Genomic DNA, 21,351 nt, shown 5'->3' with positions numbered 1-21,351 from the left:
CGCAGCCGTCAGCAGCACGGGCGGACCTGCCTATCCGATATGTCAGCGCAATTCCTGGAACAGCCTGCCCCAACCGGTGATCCTGGCCGGGTCGTGGCCGGTCATCGACAGGGCCTTCCAGACGGTCGCGCTGACGGAATCGTAGATCGGGATGCCGATCTCCTTCTCGAGTTCCTCGACCAAAGGCGCGCCACGGAAGTTGGTGCAGAGCACGATGATGGCTTCCGGCTTGTCCCTGGCGACGTCGCGGATCATCTCGGCGATGGTCGGCTCGTCATATTCCGAGAAGGAGAAGTTGCCCTTGTCGCCGAGATGGCGTTCGGTCGTGACGGGGTGGCCGGCGGCCGCGTAGTTGGCGACGATCTGCTTCTGCACCTCGTCGAGATAGGGCGTGATCAGGCCGAGGCGCGTCACATTCGTGCGGTCGAGGATCTCGTTCAGGGCGAGCACGCTGGTCGTCGACGGCGCGCCGGTGGCCTCGGTGATCTCGGCGCAGAGTTCCCGGTCGACGTCGAAGCCGCGCCAGCCGGCGGCCGTGCCTGCCCAGGCGATCACGTCCATGCGGGCGTCGCTGAGGGTCTTGGCCGCCTCGATCAGCGGCTCGTTCTTGAACTGCGCCATCGCCTTGTCGCCGAGCGATATCTCCCGGACGGTGAAGCGCTGGAAATGGACCGTCACCTCCGGCAGGAGCCCGTGCAGGATGGCGCCCATATAGGGCTCCAGCACGGTATTGGACGACGGTGTGAGCATGCCGAGCAGCGTGCGCTTGAGAGCCATGGTGTCTTCCTCCGATCGATGCGAGGCCCGCGCGGCGTTATTCGCCGCGGACTGTCGGCGCTCTGTTCTCAAGAATGGAATTGATGCCTTCGTGCAGGTCCCTGGTGCCGAACATGAGCTGCCAGCCGCGCCGCTCAAGCGCGAGTCCGACATCCGCCGGCGCGTCGAGACCTAGGCGCACAATCTCCTTGATCTGCCTGACCGCGATCGGCGGCCGCGAGGCGATCTGCTCGGCGATGTCGAGCGCGCGGACAAGCGCATCCCCCTCGACCACCTCGGCGACCAGCCCCATGCGTAGCGCGTCGGCTGCCGGGATCGGCGTGCCGGTGAGCAGCGCGTACATGGCGTTCTGCCGTCCGATCACCCGCGGCAGGCGCTGGGTGGCGCCGCCGCCCGGCACGAAGCCGACATTGACCTCAGGCTGGGCGAAACGCGCGCGGTCGGAGGCGATGACGAAATCGCATTGCAGGACAAGCTCGCAGCCGCCGCCGAAGGCGTCGCCGTTGACCGCGGCGATCACCGGCTTTGGCGAGCGCCAGAGAGCATGGGTGGTGAAGGTATTGATCGCGCCGACCACGTCTCGGCCGGACTGTTCCCTAAGGTCGGCGCCGACGGCGAAGACCGCATCGTTGCCGGTAAGCACGATCACCTTGACGGCGTCGTCCTCGGCGATCTCGTTGACATGCTTCTCGATCAGCCGCCTGACCTCGGTGGTCAGCGCGTTCCTGACCTCCGGCCGGTTCAACCTGATCACCGCCACCCCCGGACGGGGGTTCTCGAGCAGCACAACGGACATGTCTTCCTCCCTCGACAGTCTGCGTCCGGACTATGGTTCCGGCGGCGTCAGGCCTTGGCCGGCCTGTCCACGGCGTGTTCCATCAGCACCTCGAGGGGAATGATGTCGAGCGCGGCCTTGTTGGTCGCCGACAGCACGACCGGACAGGCGACACCGTTCTGGTAGGCCTCGTACCATTTGGCCGTCAGCACGCACCAGCGGTTGCCGGGCACCAGGCCGGGAAAACGCTTGTCGGGCTCGGCAACCGACAGGTTGTTGCCGATGCCGTCCTGGAAGGCGATGAATTCCTTGGTGACGATCGCGCAGACCGTATGCGGGTTGGGATCATCAGGGCCGTCATCGCAGCAGCCGTTTCGCGTATAGCCGGTCATCGGCTCGAAACCGCACGGATCGAGCGGGCCGCCGAGTATGTTGCGTCTGCCGGTCATGCGAGAACTCCCTGTTTGGCGTCGTGGCTTTCCGCCTGCCAGCGGGGCGGCGGAGGCGGCGTGAAGACTTCCTTCTGGAACCGGTGCGCGACCTTGATCAGACTATGGTCGTCCAGGTGGCGCCCGATCAGCAGCATGCCGACCGGCAGCCCGTCGATCATCCCGCAAGGCACGCTGAGCGCGGGATGGCCGGTGAGGTTGGTGGCGCAGTTGTTGTCATGCATCTCGAAGGCGAGCTTCTGGTGCGCCGCCGGTGCGAGCGGGCCGGCCGGCAGCCGGTGCGGCAGCATCGGCACGGTCGGCATGACGAGCAGGTCGAAGCGCTCCAGCGCGGCGTCGTACTGCGCGCGGAGTTTTTTCCGCAACTCCTGCGCCAGCGCCATGACGCGACCCTTCGTCTCGTGCCTGAGCATGGTGCCGGCGATCAGCGAGACCTTCCCGTTCAGCGGCAGGTTCTCGATGCCCGTGTCCAGCGCTTCGCCGAAGGCGCGCGCGAGGTCGGGATCGTAGGAACCGGCATGGTTGCTGCCCTGCATGTTCTGCTCGAACACGGTCGCAAGGCCGCCCTCGCACGAGATCGGCACATGGATGTCGCGGGCATGCCGGTGCAGGTCGATCGACATGTCCTCCGCGCCGGCGCACAGCCGCGCCAGGGCGGCAGCCGCTTCCCTCACGACGGCGTCGACGCGCGGATCGGAGCGGTCGGGCCAGCCGAAGCCATCGCGCACGATGCCTATGCGCAAGCCGGAGATGTCGCCCTCGATCCCGTCCGCCGAACCTTTCAGGGCGCCGACGCCTGCCTGGCGCGGGTCCTCCGCGCTATGCCCTGCCATCGCGTCCAGCAGCTTCGCCAGCTGGAGCGGCGTGCGCGCCATCAGCCCGAGGTGATCCATGCTGAACTCTGTCGGCATCGCCCCGGCATAGGGCACGACGCCGAAGGTGGCCTTCAGCGCCGTCACGCCGCACCAGGCCGCCGGGTTGCGCACCGATCCGCCGAGATCCGTGCCCATGGCAATATCCGCCTGGTCGGTGGCGAGCAGCGCGCCGCAGCCGCTGGTCGAGCCGCCGGCCGAGCGTTCGGGATCGTAGGGGTTGAGCACCGGACCCGTCGCGCTCGTGAAACTCGAGCCGGAATAACAGAGGTCCTCGCAGACCGCCGTGCCGACGAGTTCCGCCCCGGCATCGAGCGCCCGCTCGACGGCGACGGCGCTGCGCTTCGGCGTGAACCCGCGCAGGAACGCGCTGCCGGCGGTCATCGGCACGCCGGCGACCGCGATGGAATCCTTGACCGCCAGGCGCATGCCGCCGAGCAGACCCTGCCCTGCCTTCTGTGAGCGGCTGCGCGTGCGGTGCATCCAGGCATGGAGCGGATCCGCGCCGGCCACCCTCTCAACGTCCCATGGAGGCGTCGCGGGGCTTTCCGGGCCATGCTCTTCCGCCAGTGCCTCGACGCGAGCATAGGTCGCGCGCGTGCCGTCGAGCAGCGCGTCGAGCCCATCAATGCCATCGGCGTCGACGCCCCAGCGCGCCAGCAGGCGATCGCGGTCGGCTGCCTTCGTGCTCATTATGAGCGGGCTCCGGCCGACAGCGCCTCGCTGGCTGCGAGGAACGGCTCGATCGGCACGCGTGTGATGCCGGCGCCGATGCGGCCATGGCCCGGCAGGCGGTGCGCCATGCCGTTGTTGATCACCGGTGCGATGCCGGTCTCGCGCACCTTGTGCACGTCGATGCCGACAGGCGCGCCGCGATGCTCCTCGACCGGGATCAGGAAACGCGAACTGGTGCCGGCGCAGATACTACGCATCTCGTCGACAAAACCCTTCGCCTGCTCGGCCGTGCCGCCGACGAAGGACATGATCGCCGGCGCCGCGGTCATCGCGAAAGCGCCGAAGCCGGCCGTCTCAGAAATCATCGAATCGCCCATGGTCGGCGTGATGTCCTCGATGCGGGCGCCGGGCACGAGCTTCGGCTCGCCGATCGGCGACGGCGCCACGAACCAGCGGTCGCCGGTGCCGCTGACGCGGATGCCGAACTCGCGGCCGTTGGCCGACATGGCGGTAACGACCGGGCTGCCCGAAACGTCGGCTGCGGCCAGCGTCAGCGCCTTCGCCATCGAGATCGCGAAAGGCAGCGCGAAATGACCGTTGCCGGCCATGAAGGCCGCGACCTTCTCCGCCGCGTCGCTGCGCTTCGACCGGATGAAGGAGGGCGCGAAGCGGACGATCAGATTTGCGGTCGTGGCGATCAGCCGGTTGTGGCATTCGTCGCCGCGGCGCAGACCTTCGGCGATCAGGTCGACCAGGTCGATCGGCTCCCCGCCCTGCACCGCCTCGTCGAGGACAGCCACCATGTCGGTCGACATCCAGCGCAACCGCGCCAGCGTCTTGTCGTCATAGGAGCCGTAGCGCACCGCCCCATCGGTGCCCTCATTCAGCGGCGCGAAAGTGGTGTGCCGGTCGGAACGCGCGACGGCGACCGGCATGTTCGGCGTGATGATCCCCGCCATCGCGCCAAGCCCGCCGGCGTCGTGGCACGGTGATATCTCGATGTCGCCGCCGTCGATGATGGCTTCCGCCTCGGCGACGTCCTTCGCCTCACCCTCGAACAGCAGCCCGCCGATGATGGCGCCGCGCATGGGTCCGGGAATCTGGTCCAGTCGGATCGGCGGACCGGCGTGCAGGAAACTGCGGGGCCCGACCTTGGACGTCACCTCGCGCGCCGTGCAGACGCGCTCCAGCCTGACCTTCGTCGAATCGAGGGCCGCGACCGACTTTTGCGCGGCGGCATCGTCGGTGGTGGTGAGGGTAAGTTCTGCGTTCACGGGCATGCCTGCTGGTTCCAGTCCGTCCGATAGGTCGACGTCACGGCGCCCGCAGCCGGACACCGGAATCCCGATCTCCGTACTGTGCCGCTACAGGCGCTTTTCTTGATTTGAAACAAGATGTTGCGATGGGCACGCGTGGTGCGTGCGCGCATTTTTTCCCCTGGGTGCCTTTTAGGTGCCTCATCATTGTTGATACGGATTATAGGTCCGGGTAAGTTCCAAGATAGAGTGAAGTAGTGAACCTACCGTTCCGATTCTTGGACAATCATGAGCGACCAATACGAGCTGAAAGATATCCGTTGTTTCCTGTCGATCGCACGTGCAGGAAGCATTTCGCGGGCTGCCGCGACCTACAACATCCCCAAGGCGACGCTTAGCCACCATCTGCGCCGCCTGGAGGACGCGCTGCATGTCGAGCTCTTCGTTCGCAAGGCCAAGGGCCTGGAACTCACCGACGCCGGCAAGGAGTTCCTCGACCACGCCTCGATCATCTTCGATTCCTGCGAGAACGCCGTCAGCGCCGCGCAGCGCGCCCACTCCACCATCAGCGGCCGCATCCGCATCGTCGCCAGCTCGGCGTTCGGCACCTCGCTGATCGGTGCGGCGGCGCACTATTTCGCCGTCCACAATCCGCAGATCGACTTCGACCTGCAGATGTATCCCAACGACAAGATCATCGCCGGCCAGTTCGACTTCGACTGCATGATCTTCGTCGGCGATCCGCCGACCTCGAGCCTGCTCAGGCGCAAGATGGGCAACGTCTCGTTCGGCCTCTATGCCAGCCCGCTGTTCATCGAGCAGAACGGCATGCCGGCAACGCTGGAGGAAGTGAACGGCTGCAACGGCGTCGTGTACATGCGCAATGGCCTGCCCGAGCGCTGGCACGTCCGCAACGGCAAGAGATCGGTCAATCTCAACCCGCACGCGCGCTTCAACGTCAACGAATACTGGATGGCCAAATATTTCGCCGTCGAAGGCCTGGTGATCGGCTATCTGCCTGATTTCTTCGTCCGCTACGAGGTCGAGCAGGGCGGGCTGGTGCCGATCCTGCCCGAGTGGCGCTCCGACGACGCGCCGGTCTACGCCGTCTACCCGCAGCACCGGCACCGCAACCCGCGCATCATGAAGCTGGTCGATTCGATGTGCAGCCAGTTCGACGAATTCGTCCGTTCGCCGGGCTATCGGGCGGTCCGCATCGACTACGGCCAGGGATAGCCGGCCAATTCAGCCGGCTCGACGGTCAATGATGGTGGTGCGCTTCGGCATCCGGAAGCGGCTCGAAAACGTCGGCGCCGGTGTTGATCCAACGCACGCCGGTATCGTCTTCCGGACAGGTCTCGATTTTCATCGAGCCAATATAGGCGACCATGTACCAGATCAGTTCCGCGGCGAACATCGACGGGTTCTGGTGGGGGTCGCGGATGCCAACCTTCTCGCTCCAGGCGGCTGCCGCCTTGTCCACGTCGACCCTGTAGCCGTAGGTCGCCGACGGCTCGACCTTGGGCGTGAAAGTCAATCGGATCTGACGTCCGTTGGGGCCGTCGATGGTCTCGACCTTGTGGAAGCGCATGTCGGGCCAGAAGCTGCGCTCGTGCAGATGTTCATCGGTATCCACCGGATGGCCGCCGCGGCGCACGGTGTTGTACTTCCGGCTGAGGATCGTCCAGATGTCGTCCCGAACCTTCTCGTCGAACTCCGCCTGATCGGCCATCCTTGCTCTCCCTGACTTGCGTGTGGAACCGTCGGCGCGGAATGGGGCGCCTAAGCCGCTTCCTGCGCGCGCGCTTCCTCTTCGATCTGCCTGCGCAACCGCATGACGATGCGCGGGACATTGACACCCGCCGCTGCGATCATCCGGCCGTCGCGGTAGAAACGCGCAAGCGGGCCGGGCGCATCGGCTGACCGGTCGAGTTCGACTCGATCATGGCCCTGGTGCCACCCCACCATCTGGATCTTCTGGCCATACTGATCCGACCAGAAATAGGGCACGTCGGCGAACGGCTTGCGCAGTTCCTGGCGACCGGTCGCCGATGCGGCCAGGTTGCGCGCCGCCGCGCGGCCCTGCGCCGACGCGTTCGTCCAGTGTTCGACGCGCATCTGAAGGTCGTAGATGGGGTTCGTCCAGCGCGCGACGTCGCCGGCTGCGAAGATGCCGGGCATCGATGTCGCGAGATAGGAATCGCACACGACGCCGTCGGCAACGATGAGCCCCGATCCCTCCAGCCATTGCGTGCATGGCTCCGAGCCTGCACCAACGACCACAAGCTGTGTCTCGATCTTCGCTCCGTCGGCCAGTTCGACCGCCGCGACGCGGCCGTCGTTGAGCGACACCCGCTCGACCATGGCGTCCATGACGAGATCGACTCCGTTGGCGCGGTGCAGATCGAGGAAGTATGAGCCGAACGCGCCGCCGAACGGCCTGTCGAGAAGCGTATCCAGGCGCTCGACGAGCGTCACCTCGAGACCGAGCGTACGCATCGAGGCAGCCAGCTCGCAGCCTATAAGCCCGCCTCCCACCACCAGAACCTTGGGTCTGCCGGCGAGACTCTCGCGGATGGCGACGGCATCGTCGAGCGTCCGCAAGGGGAACACGCCGCCGACGCCGCGCAGCATGCCGGGCATCCTTGCCTGCGCGCCGGTGGCGATCAGCAGTTGGTCGAAGGCGATTTTCTCGCCGTCGTCCAAAGTGACGGTCCGGTTCGCCGTATCGAGCGACGCACATGAACGGCGCACGATCCTCAGGTTGCTAAGATCGCCACCGATGTCAGGCAGCATGAGCTCCGACAGCTCGTTGCGCGCCTGCATGAACTCCTTGGACAGCGCCGGCTTGCTGTAGGTCCGGTGCTGTTCGCCCGTCACCCAGACGATCTCCGCCTCGGGGACGAGACCGACCAGTTCCGTCACCGCGGAGTGGCCGGCCAGCGATCCGCCGGCCACGACGATACGTTGCCTCATGCCGCCCATGGAGTTTGCCTTCGTTGCGTCAGTCGAGCCGGCGTCGATATGTCAGTCCTCGACCAGCTTCAGCGCCAGGATCGGACAGGAGGTGACGGACTGCCGTACCCGGGCACGGAGCTCCGGATCCTCGGGGATGTTCTCGGCCACGTGCAGATAGAGGTCGTCATCGACGTCAAAGACCTCGGGCGCGATGCCCATGCAGACGCCGTTGCCGTCGCAACGCTGGCGATCGACGATGATCTTCATTTTGTTCTCTCCCTAAGTTTTGGCAAGGCAGGGCCGCGCCTGACGCGCGGCCCCTTGGAACCTATGCAGGCTGTTCCTGGCGGGCTTCCTGAGCGTATTCGCGGTAGCGCTTCTGCAGCCACTGATAGAACTGCAGCAGCGATTCCTCCTGGAAGGAATACCGGCCCGGCTTGCGGAACCGCGAGCGGTTGCCGCGCTGCACCGAGGCCGTCGAGGCGGCGTCCTGGTTGTGGAAGACCACGAGGCCATCCTGGGCGATCTTGTAGAGATGCTCGAACAGCGGCAGCTTGGTGCTCGACTCCGGATAGAGATGGCCGATGCGCAGGTTGATGGCGCCCGGCCCGGCCGGCAGCACGAGGTAGTAGAACAGGCCTTCCGGCACCGCGCCGAAGCCGAGGTTCGGAGGAATGCTGGCGAAGATGACCTCGTTGCGCTCCTTCTCGCCGAGCGTCGGGATGATCGGCATCAACGCCTTGCCGGTCGGATTGAAGCCGGCATCCGGGTAGTAGAAGCCGGTCGGATGGTAGACCGCGCCGTCATCTTCGTCGTAGTCGACGAAGCTGGTCAGGCGCACATGCGCGAAGTCGTGCAGCATGCCGTGCAGATAGGCGCTGTGATACGGCTCGATGCCGTTCTCGAGCTGCGGCTTCCAGTTCCAGTCGCAACCCTTGATCTCGGCCACCGGCATCGAGACCATCTCGTCGATATGATAGGGCTCGAGCGTCTTGGTGAGCTTGTGCAGCGTCGGCGTCAGCGGCTTGGCGTTGGGGTCGAGATTGGCGAAGACGAACCCGTTCCAGATCTCGACCTTGTGCGAGGGCAGATGCGCCTCGGCCTTGAGCGCCTTCAATCCGACCGTGTCGTTCATCGATGGCGCAGCGATCAGGTGCCCGTCCAGGCCATAGGCCCAGGCGTGGAAGGGGCAGCGGAACAGGCGGCCGGTGTTGCCGGAGCCCTCGCAAAGCAGATGGCCGCGATGCGCGCAGATCGGCGAGAAGACGCGGATCTCCATGTTCTGGTCGCGCACCATGACGAGCGGCTCGTCGCCCATGTCGATGCGGACGAAATCACCGGGATTCTTGATCTCGTCGACCCGGCCGAGGCACAGCCAGCTCCGCATGAAGATGGCTTCCTGTTCGAAGTCGTAGAATTCCTGGTCGACGTAGCATTCGCGCGGCAGATTCCAGCCGCTCTGCATGTCTTTCACGCCCGACTCGATCTGATCGAGGACCTTCAGGATGCGGTCGGATACGCCTGGGCTTCTGGCCCTCCCATTGCCGTTGTGCTTGCAGTCCACCTGCTTCCTCCAGATTTTTCTCGTGCTGCTGGCTAGTGTTTTTCGGGTGAAGGCGTTGCAAATCCGGAGGCTACCGGACGCCGTTCGCCTCTATCTCGATGCGGTTGCGCCCGTCATCGCGGATGGCGTCGAGAGCGGCCCGGCGACTCCAGCCCTGCGACTGGAAAGACGGCGCGACCGAACGTCGAAAGGTGGCTTCTTGGCTTCCATATTCGACCTGCGAGACTTCATACTTCTGCACCGGGAACCTTCGGAGACTAACCGAAGTACGTCCGGGCAATTGAAGACTAGGGAGAATCGGGCGTTCGGGATAGTCGCCGCAATTGAACGTTGCGTTCAGTTATGTGAACGACAGAGCGCCTTCCGATCGCATTGCCGTCGACGGCGCTCGAGGCCGTTCTCGAATCGGCTGAACGGAAACTGCGGTGCTAGATCCGTGCCGTTCCTCGCGCCCGCCATGCCACACGCAGTGCAATGCACGCGCCCTTCGCCCAAGCCTGGATGCAGGCGGCGAGCGCTCAAGGCCCTGCGACACCGCGGCATGCAACCCCTCGTGGTGCGCTGCGGGCAAGCCCGGTATAAGAAAACCATGGTGCGTGAAGATGTTCACACAAAAGGGATTCCCGTGCTCTGCGCCTCCTGCGAGGCGCGGCATAGGGGAGTCTGTGGCGCGCTGACGCCCGACCAGTTGGTCTCGCTCGCCAAGTCCTCGACCAAGCACAGGGCCGGCGAAGGCGAGGAGCTGATCGGCGACGCCGAAAACATCGAAAGCTATTCGAACGTCCTGTCCGGCGTGGTGAAGCTGACCAAGACCCTCTCCGACGGCCGCCAGCAGATCGTCGGCCTGCAGTTCGCGCCGGATTTCCTCGGCCGGCCGTTCAAGACCGAGAGTGTGGTGACCGCGGAGGCGGCGACCGGGGTCGAGCTGTGCTCCTTCCCGCGCGGGGTCATGGAACGGATGATGGCCGACCAGTCCGACCTCAAGCACCGTCTGCTGCAGCAGACGCTGAAGGAGCTCGACGAGGCGCGTGACTGGATGGTGACGCTCGGCCGCAAGACGGCGGCGGAGAAGGTGGCGAGCTTCCTGCTGATGATCGCCCGTAACATCGACCCCGCCGAAGCCGGACAGCGCAGCACCGCATTCGACCTGCCGCTGTCGCGGGCCGAGATCGCCGACTTCCTCGGGCTGACGATCGAGACGGTGAGCCGGCAGTTCACGCGGCTGCGCAGCGACGGCGTGATCCGGATCGAGCACACCCGCCACGTAATCGTCGACGACCTCGGACGGCTAGCCGCGCGCGCCGGCGGCTGAACCGTTCAGTCGACGCTGCTCACGGCGGGCAGCACATGGTCACGTTCGAAGGCGATGTGGCGGCGCATCGATTCGAAAAGCGCGCGCAGCATGTAGCCGAAGGCTTCCGGATTCTCGATCGGCTGCCCGTGGCCGTGCGCCAGCAGGACCTCGCTGAGGTCCTCGGCGGCGCAATCATCCTCGAGATGCTCCGCGATGAGCCTGGCGACGATCTTGTCGGCGCCGTGCATTCGCGCGAAGGCCGGAAAGACGATCTCCTCCTCGAAGCGATGGCATTCCCTGAGCAGCGGCACGAGACTGTTCGCAACCGCCAGGCATTGCAGCCGATCGACCCGGGACGGAAGATCGTCCGCTATCGCCTCCAGCGTATCGCAAAGTTTCAGCTTCTGCCTATGCGCCCTCGCCATGTCGATGCACGGAACGAACCGCGCCGGCGAGCATGCGCCGCTCGCCACGCATTCGTCCATCCGGGCGCATCTCGATGCCGATTTGTTTTCGTTCATGGCATCTTCCTCCAGTTCCTTTCGTCAAGGTGTCTGGAGCAGCGCCGTTCTCCGGCAGGCTCACGCGAACGGTACGCGTCTGAGCGCGTCGAGAATGCCGGCGGTGGACCATGCCGAAGTGCAGGGCGAAGAAGATCGATCACCAGAGCACCTTTCGGAATGACCTGTCGTAGAGCCGCTGCAAGTCGCGCGACTTGATCTTGATCAACCCGTTGCGGTGAGGCGCGTGCGAAAAGCTGCCAACCGGCAGGCGGAGGCGTGACCTTGTGACGGGCTGACCCGCTGCCCGACGCGGAGATTATCCAGTCCGATCATGTCGACCGTTCCCAGCCACCGCCTCATCGAAGCGAACGTTCCGCGCTATACGAGCTATCCGACGGCGCCGCATTTCCATCCGGAGGTCACCTCCGACACCGTCGGGCAATGGCTCGACGCGATGCCCGATGGCGAGGCGGTGTCGCTCTACCTGCACATCCCCTTCTGCGACAAGCTGTGCTGGTTCTGCGCCTGCCACACCAAGCAGACGCTGCGTTACGAGCCGGTGGCCGACTACCTCGCCGCGCTCCACTGCGAGATCGAGACGGTCGGCCGCCGCATCGCCGGGCGCAACAGCGTGGCGGCGATCCATCTGGGCGGCGGCTCGCCGACGATGCTGAAGCCCGACGATCTCCGCGCCTTGCGGCGGAAGCTCGACGCCTGTTTCAAGATGACGCCCGACGCAAGCCTGAGCGTCGAGATCGACCCCAACGACATGGACGGCGAGAAGCTGGATGCGCTCGCCGAGATCGGCCTGACGCGCGCCAGCCTCGGCGTCCAGGATTTCGACGAGCGCGTGCAGCGGGCGATCAACAGGATGCAGAGCTTTGAAACCACCGCGGCGGTGGTCGACGGGCTGCGCGCGCGAGGCGTCGGCTCCGTCAACCTCGACCTGCTCTACGGCCTGCCTTTCCAGAGCGTGGAGACATTGATTGCGACCGTCGACAAGGCGCTCTCGCTGGAGCCGGACCGGATCGCGCTTTTCGGCTACGCCCATGTGCCATGGTTCAAGAAGCACCAGACCATGATCGACGACGCCACGCTGCCGGGTGCGACAGCGCGGCTGGCGCAGGCGATGGCCGCCGCGCAATCGATCGCCTCCCGCGGCTATGCGCGGATCGGCATAGATCATTTTGCGCTGCCGGAGGACAGTCTCGCCGAGGCCGCGCGCGAAGGGCGCCTGCGCCGCAACTTCCAGGGCTACACCGACGAACGCTGCGGGACGATCATCGGTCTCGGCCCGTCGTCGATCAGCCAGTATATGCAGGGCTACGCCCAGAACGAGCCGTCGACGGGCGAATATGGCCGCCGCGTATCGAAGGGATTGCTGGCCATTGCCCGCGGCATCGCGCTGTCCGACGACGACCGCGCGCGAGGCTGGGTGATCGAGCGGCTGATGTGCGATCTCGCCTTCTCCGCCAGCGAGGCGATCCGGCGCTTCGGCGCAACGGGCGCGGAAGTGGTTGCCGAGGCCTCGCTCCTTGCGCAGAACTCGACGGGCCTCAGGCGGGACGGCGATCATTTCGTCGTGGACGATGACGACCGGATCGTCGTGCGCGCGATCGCCGCAAATTTCGACCGATATCTGGCGCAACGGCAAAGCCGGCACTCTGCGGCCGTCTGACGCTCGCAGTCGCCGGTAAAGGCGGCTAGTCTGGCCGAAGCGGCAAGCTTCGGACAGTGCAGGACTATGGCTTTTTCCACCGGCATACATCACGTCACCCTGATCACCCAGCGCGTGCAGGCGAATGTCGACTTCTATGTCGGCTTTCTCGGGCTTCGCCTGGTCAAGCGCACCGGCGGGTTCGAGGACGCCGAGCAACTCCACCTTTTCTACGGCGACCGCTTGGGATCGCCGGGTTCGCTGATCACCTTCCTGGTCTGGGAGGACGGTGCGTCCGGACGCACGGGCAACGGCCAGGTTTCGGAAGTGGCCTTCGCAGTGCCGCCGGCAAGCATCGGCGACTGGATGACGCGGGCGCTTCGCCACGGCATTGCCGTTACCGGTCCCTCGCGCGAATTCGGCGAACCCGTGCTGCGGCTGAAGGATCCTGACGGCGTCATCGTCAAGCTGGTCGGCGTCGATCTGCCCGCCGCGGAGCCATGGGGCGACGCCGACACGGCCATCCGGCGGTTGCGCGGCGTGACCATCCTGACCGAAACGCCGGAGGAGACCGCAGCCTTCGTCGAGCGCTTCGGCTACCGGCCAGGTCCCGCCGACGGCAACAGCCGGCGGATGCTCTCAGACACCGACGCGGTCGACATACGCGACGCCTCCGGCTACGTGCCCGGCATCCCCGGAACGGGCACCGCCGACCATGTCGCCTTCCGCGCGGCGGATGTTCCGGCCGTACGCGCGGCCGAGGCCGGGTTTTCCCGCCTCAACTCATCGCCCACCAATTTCCACGACCGCAAATATTTCACGTCGCTCTATGTGCGCGAACCAGGCGGCACACTGTTCGAGCTGGCGACGGACGGTCCCGGCTTCACCATCGACGAGCCACCCGAGCAGCTCGGCGAGACGTTGTTCACGCCGCCGCGCGATGCCGGCCGCGCGGGCGACATCGAGGTGATGCTGCCGCAGTTCGCGCTGCCGGGCGACGCAAGGATGCCGAGGCGCGAACTTCCCTTCATCCATCGCTTCTTCACGCCTGACGATGCTGACGGCAGCACGCTGGTCCTGCTTCACGGCACCGGCGGCAGCGAGGCCGACCTGATGCCGCTGGCGCACAGGATCGCGCCGCGCGCCACCTTGCTTGGGGTACGCGGACGCAGCGTCGAGGAAGGCTCGATGCGCTGGTTCCGCCGCCTGACCATGACAAGCTTCGACCAGGACGATATCCGCTCCGAGGCGGAAGCCTTCGCGGCCTTCGTCGACGGCGCCGTCTCCGGCTACGGCCTCGATCCGGCCCGAATGACCTTCCTCGGCTATTCGAACGGCGCCAATTTCGCGGCCGCCGTGATGGCGTTGCAGCCCGGCACGATACGCCAGGCCATTTTGCTGCGCGCAATCCCGGTGCTGGACAGCCTGCCGGAAGCAGACCTCACAAACGCCTGGGTGCTGACCATCGCCGGCGCACACGATCCGTTCGGCAAGCGCGGCCCGGAACTCGATGCATGGCTGGCGCGATGCGGCGCCACCGTCGATGCAAGGACCGTCGATGCCGGGCATCAACTGGAAGCGGCGGACGCAGAGATTGCGGCGAAATGGTTCGATGAACGATAGCCAGCGGCAGACAGGCAAGTCGCGCTAAAGGCGTCGCGCCGACCTCAGTCGCCGAGGTCGAGCATCCGCTTGGCGCTTTCCTCGTCCGTGATCAGCACCGTCGGCGCCAGCAGCTTCATCGCGCCGACCAGCGCCTCGGTCTTCTCCGGCCCGCCCGACGTCAGGATGCGGATCGGGGCCTTGCGCAGCCGGTCGACATCGACCGACATCACCAGACTGTTGATCGGGTGGTCGACAAGCTCGCCGTTCCTGTCGAAGAAATGGAAGAGCACGTCGCCCACCGCCCCGCGCGCCACCAGCGCCTCGCGCTCGGCATCCTTCAGGAAGCCGCCGCGATAGAAGGTGGTCGCCGAGGCGATGCCGCCGATGCTGAGCAGCACCGCGTCGAGGTCTTCCGTCATGCGGAACAGCTCCTGCAGACCGCAGCGCTCGACGAGCGCGGTCTTGGTCTCGACGCTGTCGACCACCGCCGGGGCCGGGATCAGATAGCCCTCGCCCTGGAAGGCCTGGGCGAAACGCCAGGCGAATTCGGCCGGGTTGATCTGGCGCGCCACGCCGACGCCACCGAGCAGCGAAATGACCTTGAAGTCGGGCAGCGTCTTCGGATTGATGAAGGACAGCGCGCTGAACAGGGTGCGGCCCCAGCCGACGCCGACGCGCATGCCGGGGCGCATGGCCTCGGAAAGGAAGGATCCCGTCCTGGCGCTGATCGCCGGTATGGGGTCCGCATCGGCGTGCGACAGCGGGGCGACGATCGCCTGCTGCAGGCCGAACGCATGTTCCAGCGCACGCTCCAGCCTGACGATCTCGGCCAGGTCGCCCTCGATGGCGATCTTCACCTCGTTGCGCGCCCGCGCCTCGGCAAGCATGCGAACAACCGTGATACGGCCGACGCCCAGCACGTCGGCGATCTCGTTCTGAGTCATCTGCTCGATGAAATACATCCAGGCGGCACGTATCCGCAGCCTGTCGGCACGCCGGTCGCTCACCGGCGCGCCCGAATCATCGGCGCCGGCGGATTTCATGCGCCCGTTGGCGTGGTTCGCGCGTTTCACCATGGAATTCCCCGCAATGTCCGACCACTGTCCCGCCGCACACGACCACCTGCGCGCCGGATCGTTCGCCGGGCCGACAGCTTAGACCGCATGGAGGGGCAAAAGCGCAATGGGGTTTTCGCGTCGCTGCTCCCAACGGATGAGGCTCGACGGCGGCATGAGCACGCTCTGGCTGGTATCGCGGCGACTCGAATGCCTATATTATGGGGACCAGAGCCCATGGCTCGGTTGGGTAAGGAAACGACATGCTGCGAGAACTTTCGGAGGACGTCAGAATCCGGGTGAAGGACGGGCTGCGAGACCTTCGCACCATCGTCCGCCAGCATCGTCACGACCATGTTTCGGGCAGGCCGGTGCCACCGGCGGCAAAGGAGCAGCCGTTCCCGATCCGCGGGATAGAAGGGCTGCTCGGCCATGCCGTCAGCGCCTTCGACGACGTGATGTCGCTGGCGGAGAGCCTTGCACCGCACAAGGCCCCCGGCGCACCGCTCGTCTCCGGCCCACAGCCGCTGCAATCCTATTTTCGGGCGACGGGCGATTCGGCCCTCCACGGCGAGCGCGCATTCCGCCGCGACCTCTACCGGCTGGCCAAGCTGGTGCTCGAGCAGAAGAGCCTCAACGACTTCCGCATCCGGGAAACAGATTTCGCCGCGGTGCATGGCGCACTCGAGAAACGCGACGCCGTCCTGATTGCCCGGTTGCATGCCGAGACCGGTCGGGACGAGCGCGTTGCGCTGGTGGCGGCCCTGTCGGCCTCGCTGTTCGTCGAACTCGTCCGGCAGGAGCCCATCAAGCTGCCCGCCCCCGAGCCGGACGCCATCGACGCCGGCCACACGATCGCGATCAACTGCCTCGCCGCCATTGCGATAGCCTGCGGCCTCGCCACGCTCGACATGGAGGGCGCCGCCGGCCCCGAACTGATGGAGATCGCGGTGCTGGCTGTGGATGCCCGCGCCGACCGTATTCACGCCGCGCTCAACAGCGGCGACCGGGTGAAACAACTGACGCCGCTCTTCGCCAGCCTGCTCACCCATCTCAACTAAAGCTCCGCGATCGCCTTCTTGGCGCGCTGTATCGAAGACGGGCTCATCGACAGTTCGGTGAGCCCCATCTTGATGAATTGCGGAATGAGGTCGGCGCGGCCGGCGGCCTCCCCGCACATGCCGACCATGATGCCCGCCTCCACGGCTGCCTTCGCCGTCATCCCGATCGCCGTCATCACCGCCGGATTGGTTACGTCGTTCAGCCTCGCCACCGCCGGATGCAGCCTGTCGGCCGCCATGATGTACTGCGTCAGGTCGTTGGTGCCGATGGAGAAGAAGGCGACGTGCCTGGCGAGCTCGGGCGCGATCAGCACCGCCGCCGGCGTCTCGATCATGACGCCCAGTTCGAACCGCGCGAAGGGCGTGCCGGCGGCCGCCAGTTCGGCGGCGCATTCCTCGATCAGCGCCTTGGTCCGCTCGACCTCGGCGATCTCGGACACCATCGGCAGCATGACCTTGACGTTGCCATGGACGGCGACGCGCAGCAGCGCCTTCAACTGCGTCTTGAAGATGTCGGGACGGTCGAGGCACATGCGGATGCCGCGCCAGCCGAGGAACGGATTTTCCTCTTCCGGAAACTCGATGCCGGCGACCGGCTTGTCGCCGCCGATATCGAGCGTGCGGATGATCACCGGATAGGGCGCGAAGGCCCTGGCGAGCGTGCCGTAAGTCTCGGCCTGCAGATCCTCCGACGGCAGATGCGTATGCCGCATGAAGAGAAGCTCGGTACGGAACAGGCCGACGCCCATCGCCCCGGCTTCCCTGGCCGGATCGATTTCTTCCAGCGAGCCGAGATTGGCGGCGACTTCGATCACGGTTCCGTCGGCGCGCCTCGGAACCGTGTCCTTGAACGCCGCAAGGGCCGCACGCTCCTTCTCGGCGTCTTCGGCGAGCCTGACGATCTCCGAACGCGTGGCATCGTCGGGGTCGGCGGACACCCAGCCCCTGGCGCCGTCGATGGCGATCTCCTTCGCTGCGGCGACTTCGCGGACGCGCTCGCCGAGGCCAAGCACCGCGGGAATGCCGTGCGAGCGCGCGATGATGGCGATATGCGAGGTCGCGCCGCCCTTGCCGCAGACGATGCCGCCGATCCGCTTCAGCGGCGCGCGGGCAAGGTCCCAGGCGCCGATGTCGTCGGCGATCAGCACTGCTCCCGAGGGGATGCTGGACAGGTCGGCCTCCTCCTCGCCGAGCAGCGCAAGGGCGATCTGGCGACCCACCGCGTTTATGTCGTCAGTACGCGCCGCGAGGTAGACGTCCTCGACGGCGCTGAATTCGGCCGCCGTCGCCTCGGTCGCGCCGATCACGGCGGACACGGCATCGATGCCCTTCCGGACGAGGCCCTCGGCGTGGCCGATCAGGGCCTCGTCGCCGGCTATATCCATCAGCGCGGCGACGATGGCGCGGTCGCTTTCGGCCAGCGAGGCGTCGGCAAGCGCCTTCGCCATGCGAGCGCGTACGGTTGTGACGGCCGTGCCGAGGCGCTCGATCTCGCGCGCGATCTCCTCAGCGGCCAGGGTGCGAGGCTGTTGCTCGATCTCTTTGGGAAAATGCGCGAAGGCCGGGCCGATGGCGGCTCCTTCGCTTGCCGCGATCCCATGCAGGCGTCCGTCATCCGCATCAGGCGACACCGCCGCGATCGTGGCCTTTCCCGGCGCCGCCGCCTCGACCGCCGGAGCGGTCTCGGCCCCGTCCTCCTCGTCGAGGCCGGAGCGCGGGTTCTCAAGATAGCCGATCAGCGCCTCGACGGCCTCGGCCGCATCGGCGCCGTTAGCGCGCACGGTGACTTCCTGGTTCTCCTTGACCGAAAGCAGCATCAGCTTGACCGAGCTCTTGGCGCTGACGGCCTTGCCTTCCTTGACGATCTCGACGTCGGACTCGAAGCTCTTGGCGAGCCTGACGAAGCGCGTCGCGGGACGCGCATGCAGCCCTTCATGCACTCTGACGATCGTCGAGCGTTCCATCCGAATTACCTTACTGGCTTCTGCGAACCGCTGTCTAAATCAGGCGGCGGCCAAAACGATGACCGCGCCGGCCTTCAATTCGGCGACAAGCGCTTCCGTGTCGACCTCGGAGGCGCAGATTTCGCCCGGCCGCTCGGCTTCCGCCGCGCCGTTGAAATTGATCACCACATGGCCGATCTCGCGCACCTTGGCCCAGGCGCTGGGGCCGATGGCGGTGATGGTGGCGGAGAGACCGCCGATCGCGATCGACGCACCCTTGCTCGGTGCGTCGTCGCTGGGGCCGCTCTCGGTCCTGTGCAGGACCGAGACTTCGGCGAGTTCCGGCGGCGAGCCATCCGCGAACAGGATGACCACGCCGCCTTCCGCGAGGTCCGCCACTTCGGGTCCGATCTCGGTGACCCGTGTCTTCAGGAATACAGACATGCGGCGGAATCCTTCTTGTTTTTCTTAGAGTACGACGAGGCTGAACAGCCAGGCGATCAGGACCGAGACCGGGCCCATGATCTGGCGGCTGATGAGCACCGCCGGCACGCCGATCTCGATCGTCTTGGGCTTGGCCTCACCAAGCGCCAGGCCGACCGGGACGAAGTCGCAGCCCACCTGCGTGTTGTAGGCGAACAGCGCCGGCAGCGCCATCGCCGGCGAGATTGTGCCGTTGGCGATCTGCGGGCCGATGATGGCGACGCCGATCACCTGCGCGATCACCGCGCCCGGGCCGAGGATCGGCGACAGGAACGGCAGGCCGCAGATGGCCGAGATGATCAAGAGACCGACGATGTTGTTGGCGAGCGGACCCATCGGCTGAGCGAGCAGGTCGCCGATGCCGGTGTAGAGGATCAGGCCGATCAGCATCGTCACGAACGCCATGAACGGCAGCACGTTGCGCACGACCTGATCGATGGTGCGGCGGCCGGCATTGAAGAAGATGCCGACGACCCGGCCCATCACGCGGCCGATCGAGCTGATCAAACCGACCAGCCCGCCCTCCACTTCCGGAGCGGCGTTGGCGGCCTTCACCGCCGGCGAATCGGTTGGTGCGGTGCTCAACTCAGCTGACTCCCCTGCAGCCGTGACGGTTTCGGACCCGTCAGCCATCGTTATGTTTTCGGGCTTCACGCCGGACACGTAGATGTCCTCGGTGATGAACTGGGCAAGCGGCCCAGCCTGACCGACCGGCGTCAGGTTGACGGTCGGGATGCGCTTGCGCGGATAGACGCCGCAGCGCGCGGTGCCGCCGCAGTCGACGACGACCACCGCCATCTCGCTTTCGATCGGCGGCGCCTTGAAGCCGTCGACGGCTTCCGCACCAGTCAGTTCGGCGATCCTCGCGGCGAGCGGATGGATGCCGCCGCCGGTCACCGACACGACCTTGCTGCGCTGCTCCGTGGGTTCGATCACCAGCGGACCGCCCCAGCCGGTCGAGCCGCGGGTGATTTTTACGGCCTTGTACTTCTTTGCCATGATGTCCTCCCGGGCCCCGAACTACAGTTCAACGCCCTGGCGGCGGGCCATGATGGCCGTGATCCGCTCGGTGAGCATGCCCTTGAGCAGGATGACGATCAGGCCGACAATCGCGTACCAGATGGCGACCTGGATATGGTAGCCGGATGCGACCGCGCCCTGACGCTCGAGCTCGAGCAGCGCGACGAGCACGCCGCCCCAGACGAAATATTCGCCGGGATTGACGTGCGGGAAGAGACCGAGCGGCGGGTGCACATATGACACCGCGGCGTCGTAGAAGGCGGGCTTGTGCTTTTCTTCCAGGAACGAGCCGAAGGTGTAGGCCATCGGGTTGGTCAGGAAGAAGACCGAGATGACCGGCAGCACGGTGTAGCGGGTCAGCGCGATCTTGCCGGCGCCGCGGGCGATGCCGTGCACTCGCTGCTCGCCGACCAGTTCGGTGACTGCGTAGAAGGCCGTCATCAGCACGACCAGCGTCGGGATGATGCCGGTGACGAAACCGGCGAACACCTCGCCGCCCTTCTGGAAGATGCCGATGAAATATTTGCCGGCGGCGGTCAGCCAGCCGAGCTGCTCTTCCTGCTGGACGTTCTGCAGCCTGTTCTTGAACTCCTCGACGGAGATGCCGTCACTGGCAGACGGAGCCGCCGCCGCCGGGGCATCCGTGCTCGCCTGTGCGAGCACGACGAGGTTGTCGCGCGCATGGTCGATGCCGACCGCGCCGTGATGTATAGCAGCGTCCGTGACCATCGCGCCTGCCACATGCAGGTGCTGGACGGCCATGTCGGCGTGCTGTGCCAACATTGTAAAGACTGACATCTCTCCTCCTTCAGCCGCCTTGCCTCTCTGTCCCTGTCGGCAAGGGGTTGCGCTATGCGCGAGCTACGTTCAAGCCGGACAAGCCCGGCTGCCTCCCTGGCTCCGACCGCGCGCGGTCGATCTGCTCGATCGCACGTTTCACGGCCTCGGCCACACCGGTTTCCCCCTCTCCCAGCACCGCGGGATTGGACCGGAGTTGATCGAGGGTCATCCCCTCGAATTCTTCATGCCTGCGGAACTTGGTGAACACCGTGCGGCCGCTCATGATGAGCAGGCGGCGCACGATCAGGTCGGGCGTCACCACGATGACGACGATGGTGCCCTTGGAAAAACGGCCGCGGAAATTTCCGGCGCCGACGAACCCGTCATTGAACTGGTTGGTGACGCCCTTGAAGACGTCGGTGTAGTGCCGCATCTGAAGCCAGACGCCGAGCGACTGCAGCGCCCACACGCAGAAAAGTGCCAGCAATCCCCATTGCCAGATGGCCATCAGGCTTCCTCCCAAGCCGGTTTCGCAGCGCCGGCAGGCAGCCTGCGAAACACGTTAATGTCAGAACATTTGTTTTCCGGAATGTCAATGTGTATAATTCTTCGAGCGCCGTCGCC

At 65.9% G+C, this 21,351-nt stretch carries 22 protein-coding genes; 5 read left to right on the top strand and 17 right to left on the bottom strand.

What is annotated here, in order from left to right; translation table 11 throughout:
* Positions 1-42 precede the first annotated feature (42 nt).
* From D8676_RS03870 to D8676_RS03850, 5 genes are read right to left on the bottom strand one after another with little or no spacing between them, the layout of a single operon-like run.
* Complete coding sequence (locus D8676_RS03870; RefSeq protein ID WP_121579491.1) at positions 43-777, bottom strand: aspartate/glutamate racemase family protein; 735 nt, start codon at positions 775-777, stop codon at positions 43-45.
* A 37-nt stretch (positions 778-814) separates the two neighbouring features.
* Positions 815-1,573: an enoyl-CoA hydratase-related protein gene (locus D8676_RS03865; protein ID WP_121579490.1), complete on the bottom strand. Its 759-nt coding sequence runs from the start codon at positions 1,571-1,573 to the stop codon at positions 815-817.
* A gap of 47 nt (positions 1,574-1,620) precedes the next feature.
* Positions 1,621-2,001, bottom strand: coding sequence for a DUF2237 domain-containing protein (locus D8676_RS03860; protein ID WP_121579489.1), 381 nt, complete (start codon positions 1,999-2,001; stop codon positions 1,621-1,623).
* Positions 1,998-3,566: an amidase family protein gene (locus D8676_RS03855; RefSeq protein WP_121579488.1), complete on the bottom strand. Its 1,569-nt coding sequence runs from the start codon at positions 3,564-3,566 to the stop codon at positions 1,998-2,000. Before D8676_RS03855 ends, D8676_RS03860 begins: the two co-directional genes overlap by 4 nt.
* Positions 3,566-4,828, bottom strand: a complete 1,263-nt coding sequence (locus D8676_RS03850; RefSeq protein WP_121579487.1) for a DUF1116 domain-containing protein — start codon at positions 4,826-4,828, stop codon at positions 3,566-3,568. The genes D8676_RS03855 and D8676_RS03850 overlap by 1 nt, the downstream gene beginning before the upstream one ends.
* A 264-nt stretch (positions 4,829-5,092) precedes the next feature.
* On the opposite strand from D8676_RS03850, the gene D8676_RS03845 reads away from it, so the two are divergent.
* Positions 5,093-6,040, top strand: coding sequence for a LysR family transcriptional regulator (locus D8676_RS03845; RefSeq protein WP_121579486.1), 948 nt, complete (start codon positions 5,093-5,095; stop codon positions 6,038-6,040).
* Positions 6,041-6,065: 25 nt separating this feature from the next.
* Here the strand turns inward: D8676_RS03845 and D8676_RS03840 are convergent, their stop codons facing one another.
* The 5 genes from D8676_RS03840 to D8676_RS27210 all read right to left on the bottom strand — a co-directional run bounded on the left by D8676_RS03840 (position 6,066) and on the right by D8676_RS27210 (position 9,567).
* Complete coding sequence (locus D8676_RS03840; protein ID WP_121579485.1) at positions 6,066-6,536, bottom strand: hypothetical protein; 471 nt, start codon at positions 6,534-6,536, stop codon at positions 6,066-6,068.
* Positions 6,537-6,586: 50 nt separating this feature from the next.
* Positions 6,587-7,789 carry an FAD/NAD(P)-binding oxidoreductase gene (locus D8676_RS03835; RefSeq protein WP_121579484.1) on the bottom strand — a complete coding sequence of 401 codons (1,203 nt, stop codon included), beginning with the start codon at positions 7,787-7,789 and terminating at the stop codon, positions 6,587-6,589.
* 42 nt (positions 7,790-7,831) lie between these two features.
* Entirely contained in the window at positions 7,832-8,029 is a 198-nt protein-coding gene (locus tag D8676_RS03830; RefSeq protein WP_121579483.1) for a ferredoxin, read from the bottom strand.
* Between the two features lie 61 nt (positions 8,030-8,090).
* On the bottom strand, positions 8,091-9,326 hold the full coding sequence (locus D8676_RS03825; protein WP_121579482.1) for an aromatic ring-hydroxylating dioxygenase subunit alpha: 1,236 nt from the start codon (positions 9,324-9,326) through the stop codon (positions 8,091-8,093).
* A 70-nt stretch (positions 9,327-9,396) separates the two neighbouring features.
* Entirely contained in the window at positions 9,397-9,567 is a 171-nt protein-coding gene (locus tag D8676_RS27210; RefSeq protein ID WP_183096964.1) for a hypothetical protein, read from the bottom strand.
* Positions 9,568-9,915: 348 nt separating this feature from the next.
* Between D8676_RS27210 and D8676_RS03820 the strand changes: the two genes are divergently transcribed.
* On the top strand, positions 9,916-10,638 hold the full coding sequence (locus D8676_RS03820; protein WP_183096963.1) for a Crp/Fnr family transcriptional regulator: 723 nt from the start codon (positions 9,916-9,918) through the stop codon (positions 10,636-10,638).
* A 5-nt stretch (positions 10,639-10,643) separates the two neighbouring features.
* Here the strand turns inward: D8676_RS03820 and D8676_RS03815 are convergent, their stop codons facing one another.
* The gene (locus D8676_RS03815) at positions 10,644-11,141 is read right to left on the bottom strand and encodes a hemerythrin domain-containing protein (protein WP_348628995.1); all 498 of its coding nucleotides are present in this window, start codon (positions 11,139-11,141) and stop codon (positions 10,644-10,646) included.
* 313 nt (positions 11,142-11,454) lie between these two features.
* On the opposite strand from D8676_RS03815, the gene hemN reads away from it, so the two are divergent.
* On the top strand, positions 11,455-12,801 hold the full coding sequence (gene hemN, locus D8676_RS03810) for an oxygen-independent coproporphyrinogen III oxidase (protein WP_121579480.1): 1,347 nt from the start codon (positions 11,455-11,457) through the stop codon (positions 12,799-12,801).
* A 66-nt stretch (positions 12,802-12,867) separates the two neighbouring features.
* Positions 12,868-14,403 (top strand): VOC family protein, encoded by a 1,536-nt coding sequence (locus tag D8676_RS03805; RefSeq protein WP_121579479.1) that lies wholly within the window; start codon positions 12,868-12,870, stop codon positions 14,401-14,403.
* 44 nt (positions 14,404-14,447) lie between these two features.
* Here the strand turns inward: D8676_RS03805 and D8676_RS03800 are convergent, their stop codons facing one another.
* Positions 14,448-15,428, bottom strand: coding sequence for a sugar-binding transcriptional regulator (locus D8676_RS03800; RefSeq protein WP_121579739.1), 981 nt, complete (start codon positions 15,426-15,428; stop codon positions 14,448-14,450).
* 275 nt (positions 15,429-15,703) lie between these two features.
* Here D8676_RS03800 and D8676_RS03795 point away from each other — a divergent pair, with 275 nt between their 5' ends.
* On the top strand, positions 15,704-16,501 hold the full coding sequence (locus tag D8676_RS03795) for a hypothetical protein (protein WP_121579478.1): 798 nt from the start codon (positions 15,704-15,706) through the stop codon (positions 16,499-16,501).
* On the opposite strand, the gene ptsP is transcribed toward D8676_RS03795, so the two are convergent.
* The 5 genes from ptsP to D8676_RS03770 are packed head-to-tail and all read right to left on the bottom strand — an operon-like array spanning position 16,498 to position 21,235.
* A complete protein-coding gene (ptsP, locus tag D8676_RS03790) occupies positions 16,498-18,465 on the bottom strand; it encodes a phosphoenolpyruvate--protein phosphotransferase (protein ID WP_121579477.1) in 1,968 nt (655 codons plus the stop codon). The genes D8676_RS03795 and ptsP overlap by 4 nt on opposite strands.
* 39 nt (positions 18,466-18,504) lie before the next feature.
* Positions 18,505-18,888 carry a PTS glucitol/sorbitol transporter subunit IIA gene (locus tag D8676_RS03785; protein ID WP_121579476.1) on the bottom strand — a complete coding sequence of 128 codons (384 nt, stop codon included), beginning with the start codon at positions 18,886-18,888 and terminating at the stop codon, positions 18,505-18,507.
* A 24-nt stretch (positions 18,889-18,912) separates the two neighbouring features.
* On the bottom strand, positions 18,913-19,926 hold the full coding sequence (locus D8676_RS03780) for a PTS glucitol/sorbitol transporter subunit IIB (protein ID WP_121579475.1): 1,014 nt from the start codon (positions 19,924-19,926) through the stop codon (positions 18,913-18,915).
* Positions 19,927-19,947: 21 nt separating this feature from the next.
* Positions 19,948-20,745, bottom strand: a complete 798-nt coding sequence (locus D8676_RS03775; RefSeq protein WP_121579474.1) for a PTS glucitol/sorbitol transporter subunit IIC — start codon at positions 20,743-20,745, stop codon at positions 19,948-19,950.
* A 52-nt stretch (positions 20,746-20,797) separates the two neighbouring features.
* Positions 20,798-21,235 carry a transcriptional regulator GutM gene (locus D8676_RS03770; RefSeq protein ID WP_121579473.1) on the bottom strand — a complete coding sequence of 146 codons (438 nt, stop codon included), beginning with the start codon at positions 21,233-21,235 and terminating at the stop codon, positions 20,798-20,800.
* Between the last annotated feature and the right edge of the window lie 116 nt (positions 21,236-21,351).

The sequence above is a fragment of the Mesorhizobium sp. YM1C-6-2 genome, from assembly GCF_003666685.1.
Classification (GTDB): Bacteria; Pseudomonadota; Alphaproteobacteria; order Rhizobiales; family Rhizobiaceae; genus Mesorhizobium_K.
This window is presented reverse-complemented; position numbering and strand designations above follow the sequence as displayed.

Coding starts and splice junctions, on each gene's coding strand:
- D8676_RS03870 (WP_121579491.1), bottom strand. CDS start 777: ATGGCTCTCAAGCGCACGCTGCTCGGCATGCTCACACCGTCGTCCAAT.
- D8676_RS03865 (WP_121579490.1), bottom strand. CDS start 1,573: ATGTCCGTTGTGCTGCTCGAGAACCCCCGTCCGGGGGTGGCGGTGATC.
- D8676_RS03860 (WP_121579489.1), bottom strand. CDS start 2,001: ATGACCGGCAGACGCAACATACTCGGCGGCCCGCTCGATCCGTGCGGT.
- D8676_RS03855 (WP_121579488.1), bottom strand. CDS start 3,566: ATGAGCACGAAGGCAGCCGACCGCGATCGCCTGCTGGCGCGCTGGGGC.
- D8676_RS03850 (WP_121579487.1), bottom strand. CDS start 4,828: ATGCCCGTGAACGCAGAACTTACCCTCACCACCACCGACGATGCCGCC.
- D8676_RS03845 (WP_121579486.1), top strand. CDS start 5,093: ATGAGCGACCAATACGAGCTGAAAGATATCCGTTGTTTCCTGTCGATC.
- D8676_RS03840 (WP_121579485.1), bottom strand. CDS start 6,536: ATGGCCGATCAGGCGGAGTTCGACGAGAAGGTTCGGGACGACATCTGG.
- D8676_RS03835 (WP_121579484.1), bottom strand. CDS start 7,789: ATGGGCGGCATGAGGCAACGTATCGTCGTGGCCGGCGGATCGCTGGCC.
- D8676_RS03830 (WP_121579483.1), bottom strand. CDS start 8,029: ATGAAGATCATCGTCGATCGCCAGCGTTGCGACGGCAACGGCGTCTGC.
- D8676_RS03820 (WP_183096963.1), top strand. CDS start 9,916: ATGGTGCGTGAAGATGTTCACACAAAAGGGATTCCCGTGCTCTGCGCC.
- D8676_RS03815 (WP_348628995.1), bottom strand. CDS start 11,141: ATGAACGAAAACAAATCGGCATCGAGATGCGCCCGGATGGACGAATGC.
- hemN (WP_121579480.1), top strand. CDS start 11,455: ATGTCGACCGTTCCCAGCCACCGCCTCATCGAAGCGAACGTTCCGCGC.
- D8676_RS03805 (WP_121579479.1), top strand. CDS start 12,868: ATGGCTTTTTCCACCGGCATACATCACGTCACCCTGATCACCCAGCGC.
- D8676_RS03800 (WP_121579739.1), bottom strand. CDS start 15,428: ATGAAATCCGCCGGCGCCGATGATTCGGGCGCGCCGGTGAGCGACCGG.
- D8676_RS03795 (WP_121579478.1), top strand. CDS start 15,704: ATGCTGCGAGAACTTTCGGAGGACGTCAGAATCCGGGTGAAGGACGGG.
- ptsP (WP_121579477.1), bottom strand. CDS start 18,465: ATGGAACGCTCGACGATCGTCAGAGTGCATGAAGGGCTGCATGCGCGT.
- D8676_RS03785 (WP_121579476.1), bottom strand. CDS start 18,888: ATGTCTGTATTCCTGAAGACACGGGTCACCGAGATCGGACCCGAAGTG.
- D8676_RS03780 (WP_121579475.1), bottom strand. CDS start 19,926: ATGGCAAAGAAGTACAAGGCCGTAAAAATCACCCGCGGCTCGACCGGC.
- D8676_RS03775 (WP_121579474.1), bottom strand. CDS start 20,745: ATGTCAGTCTTTACAATGTTGGCACAGCACGCCGACATGGCCGTCCAG.
- D8676_RS03770 (WP_121579473.1), bottom strand. CDS start 21,235: ATGGCCATCTGGCAATGGGGATTGCTGGCACTTTTCTGCGTGTGGGCG.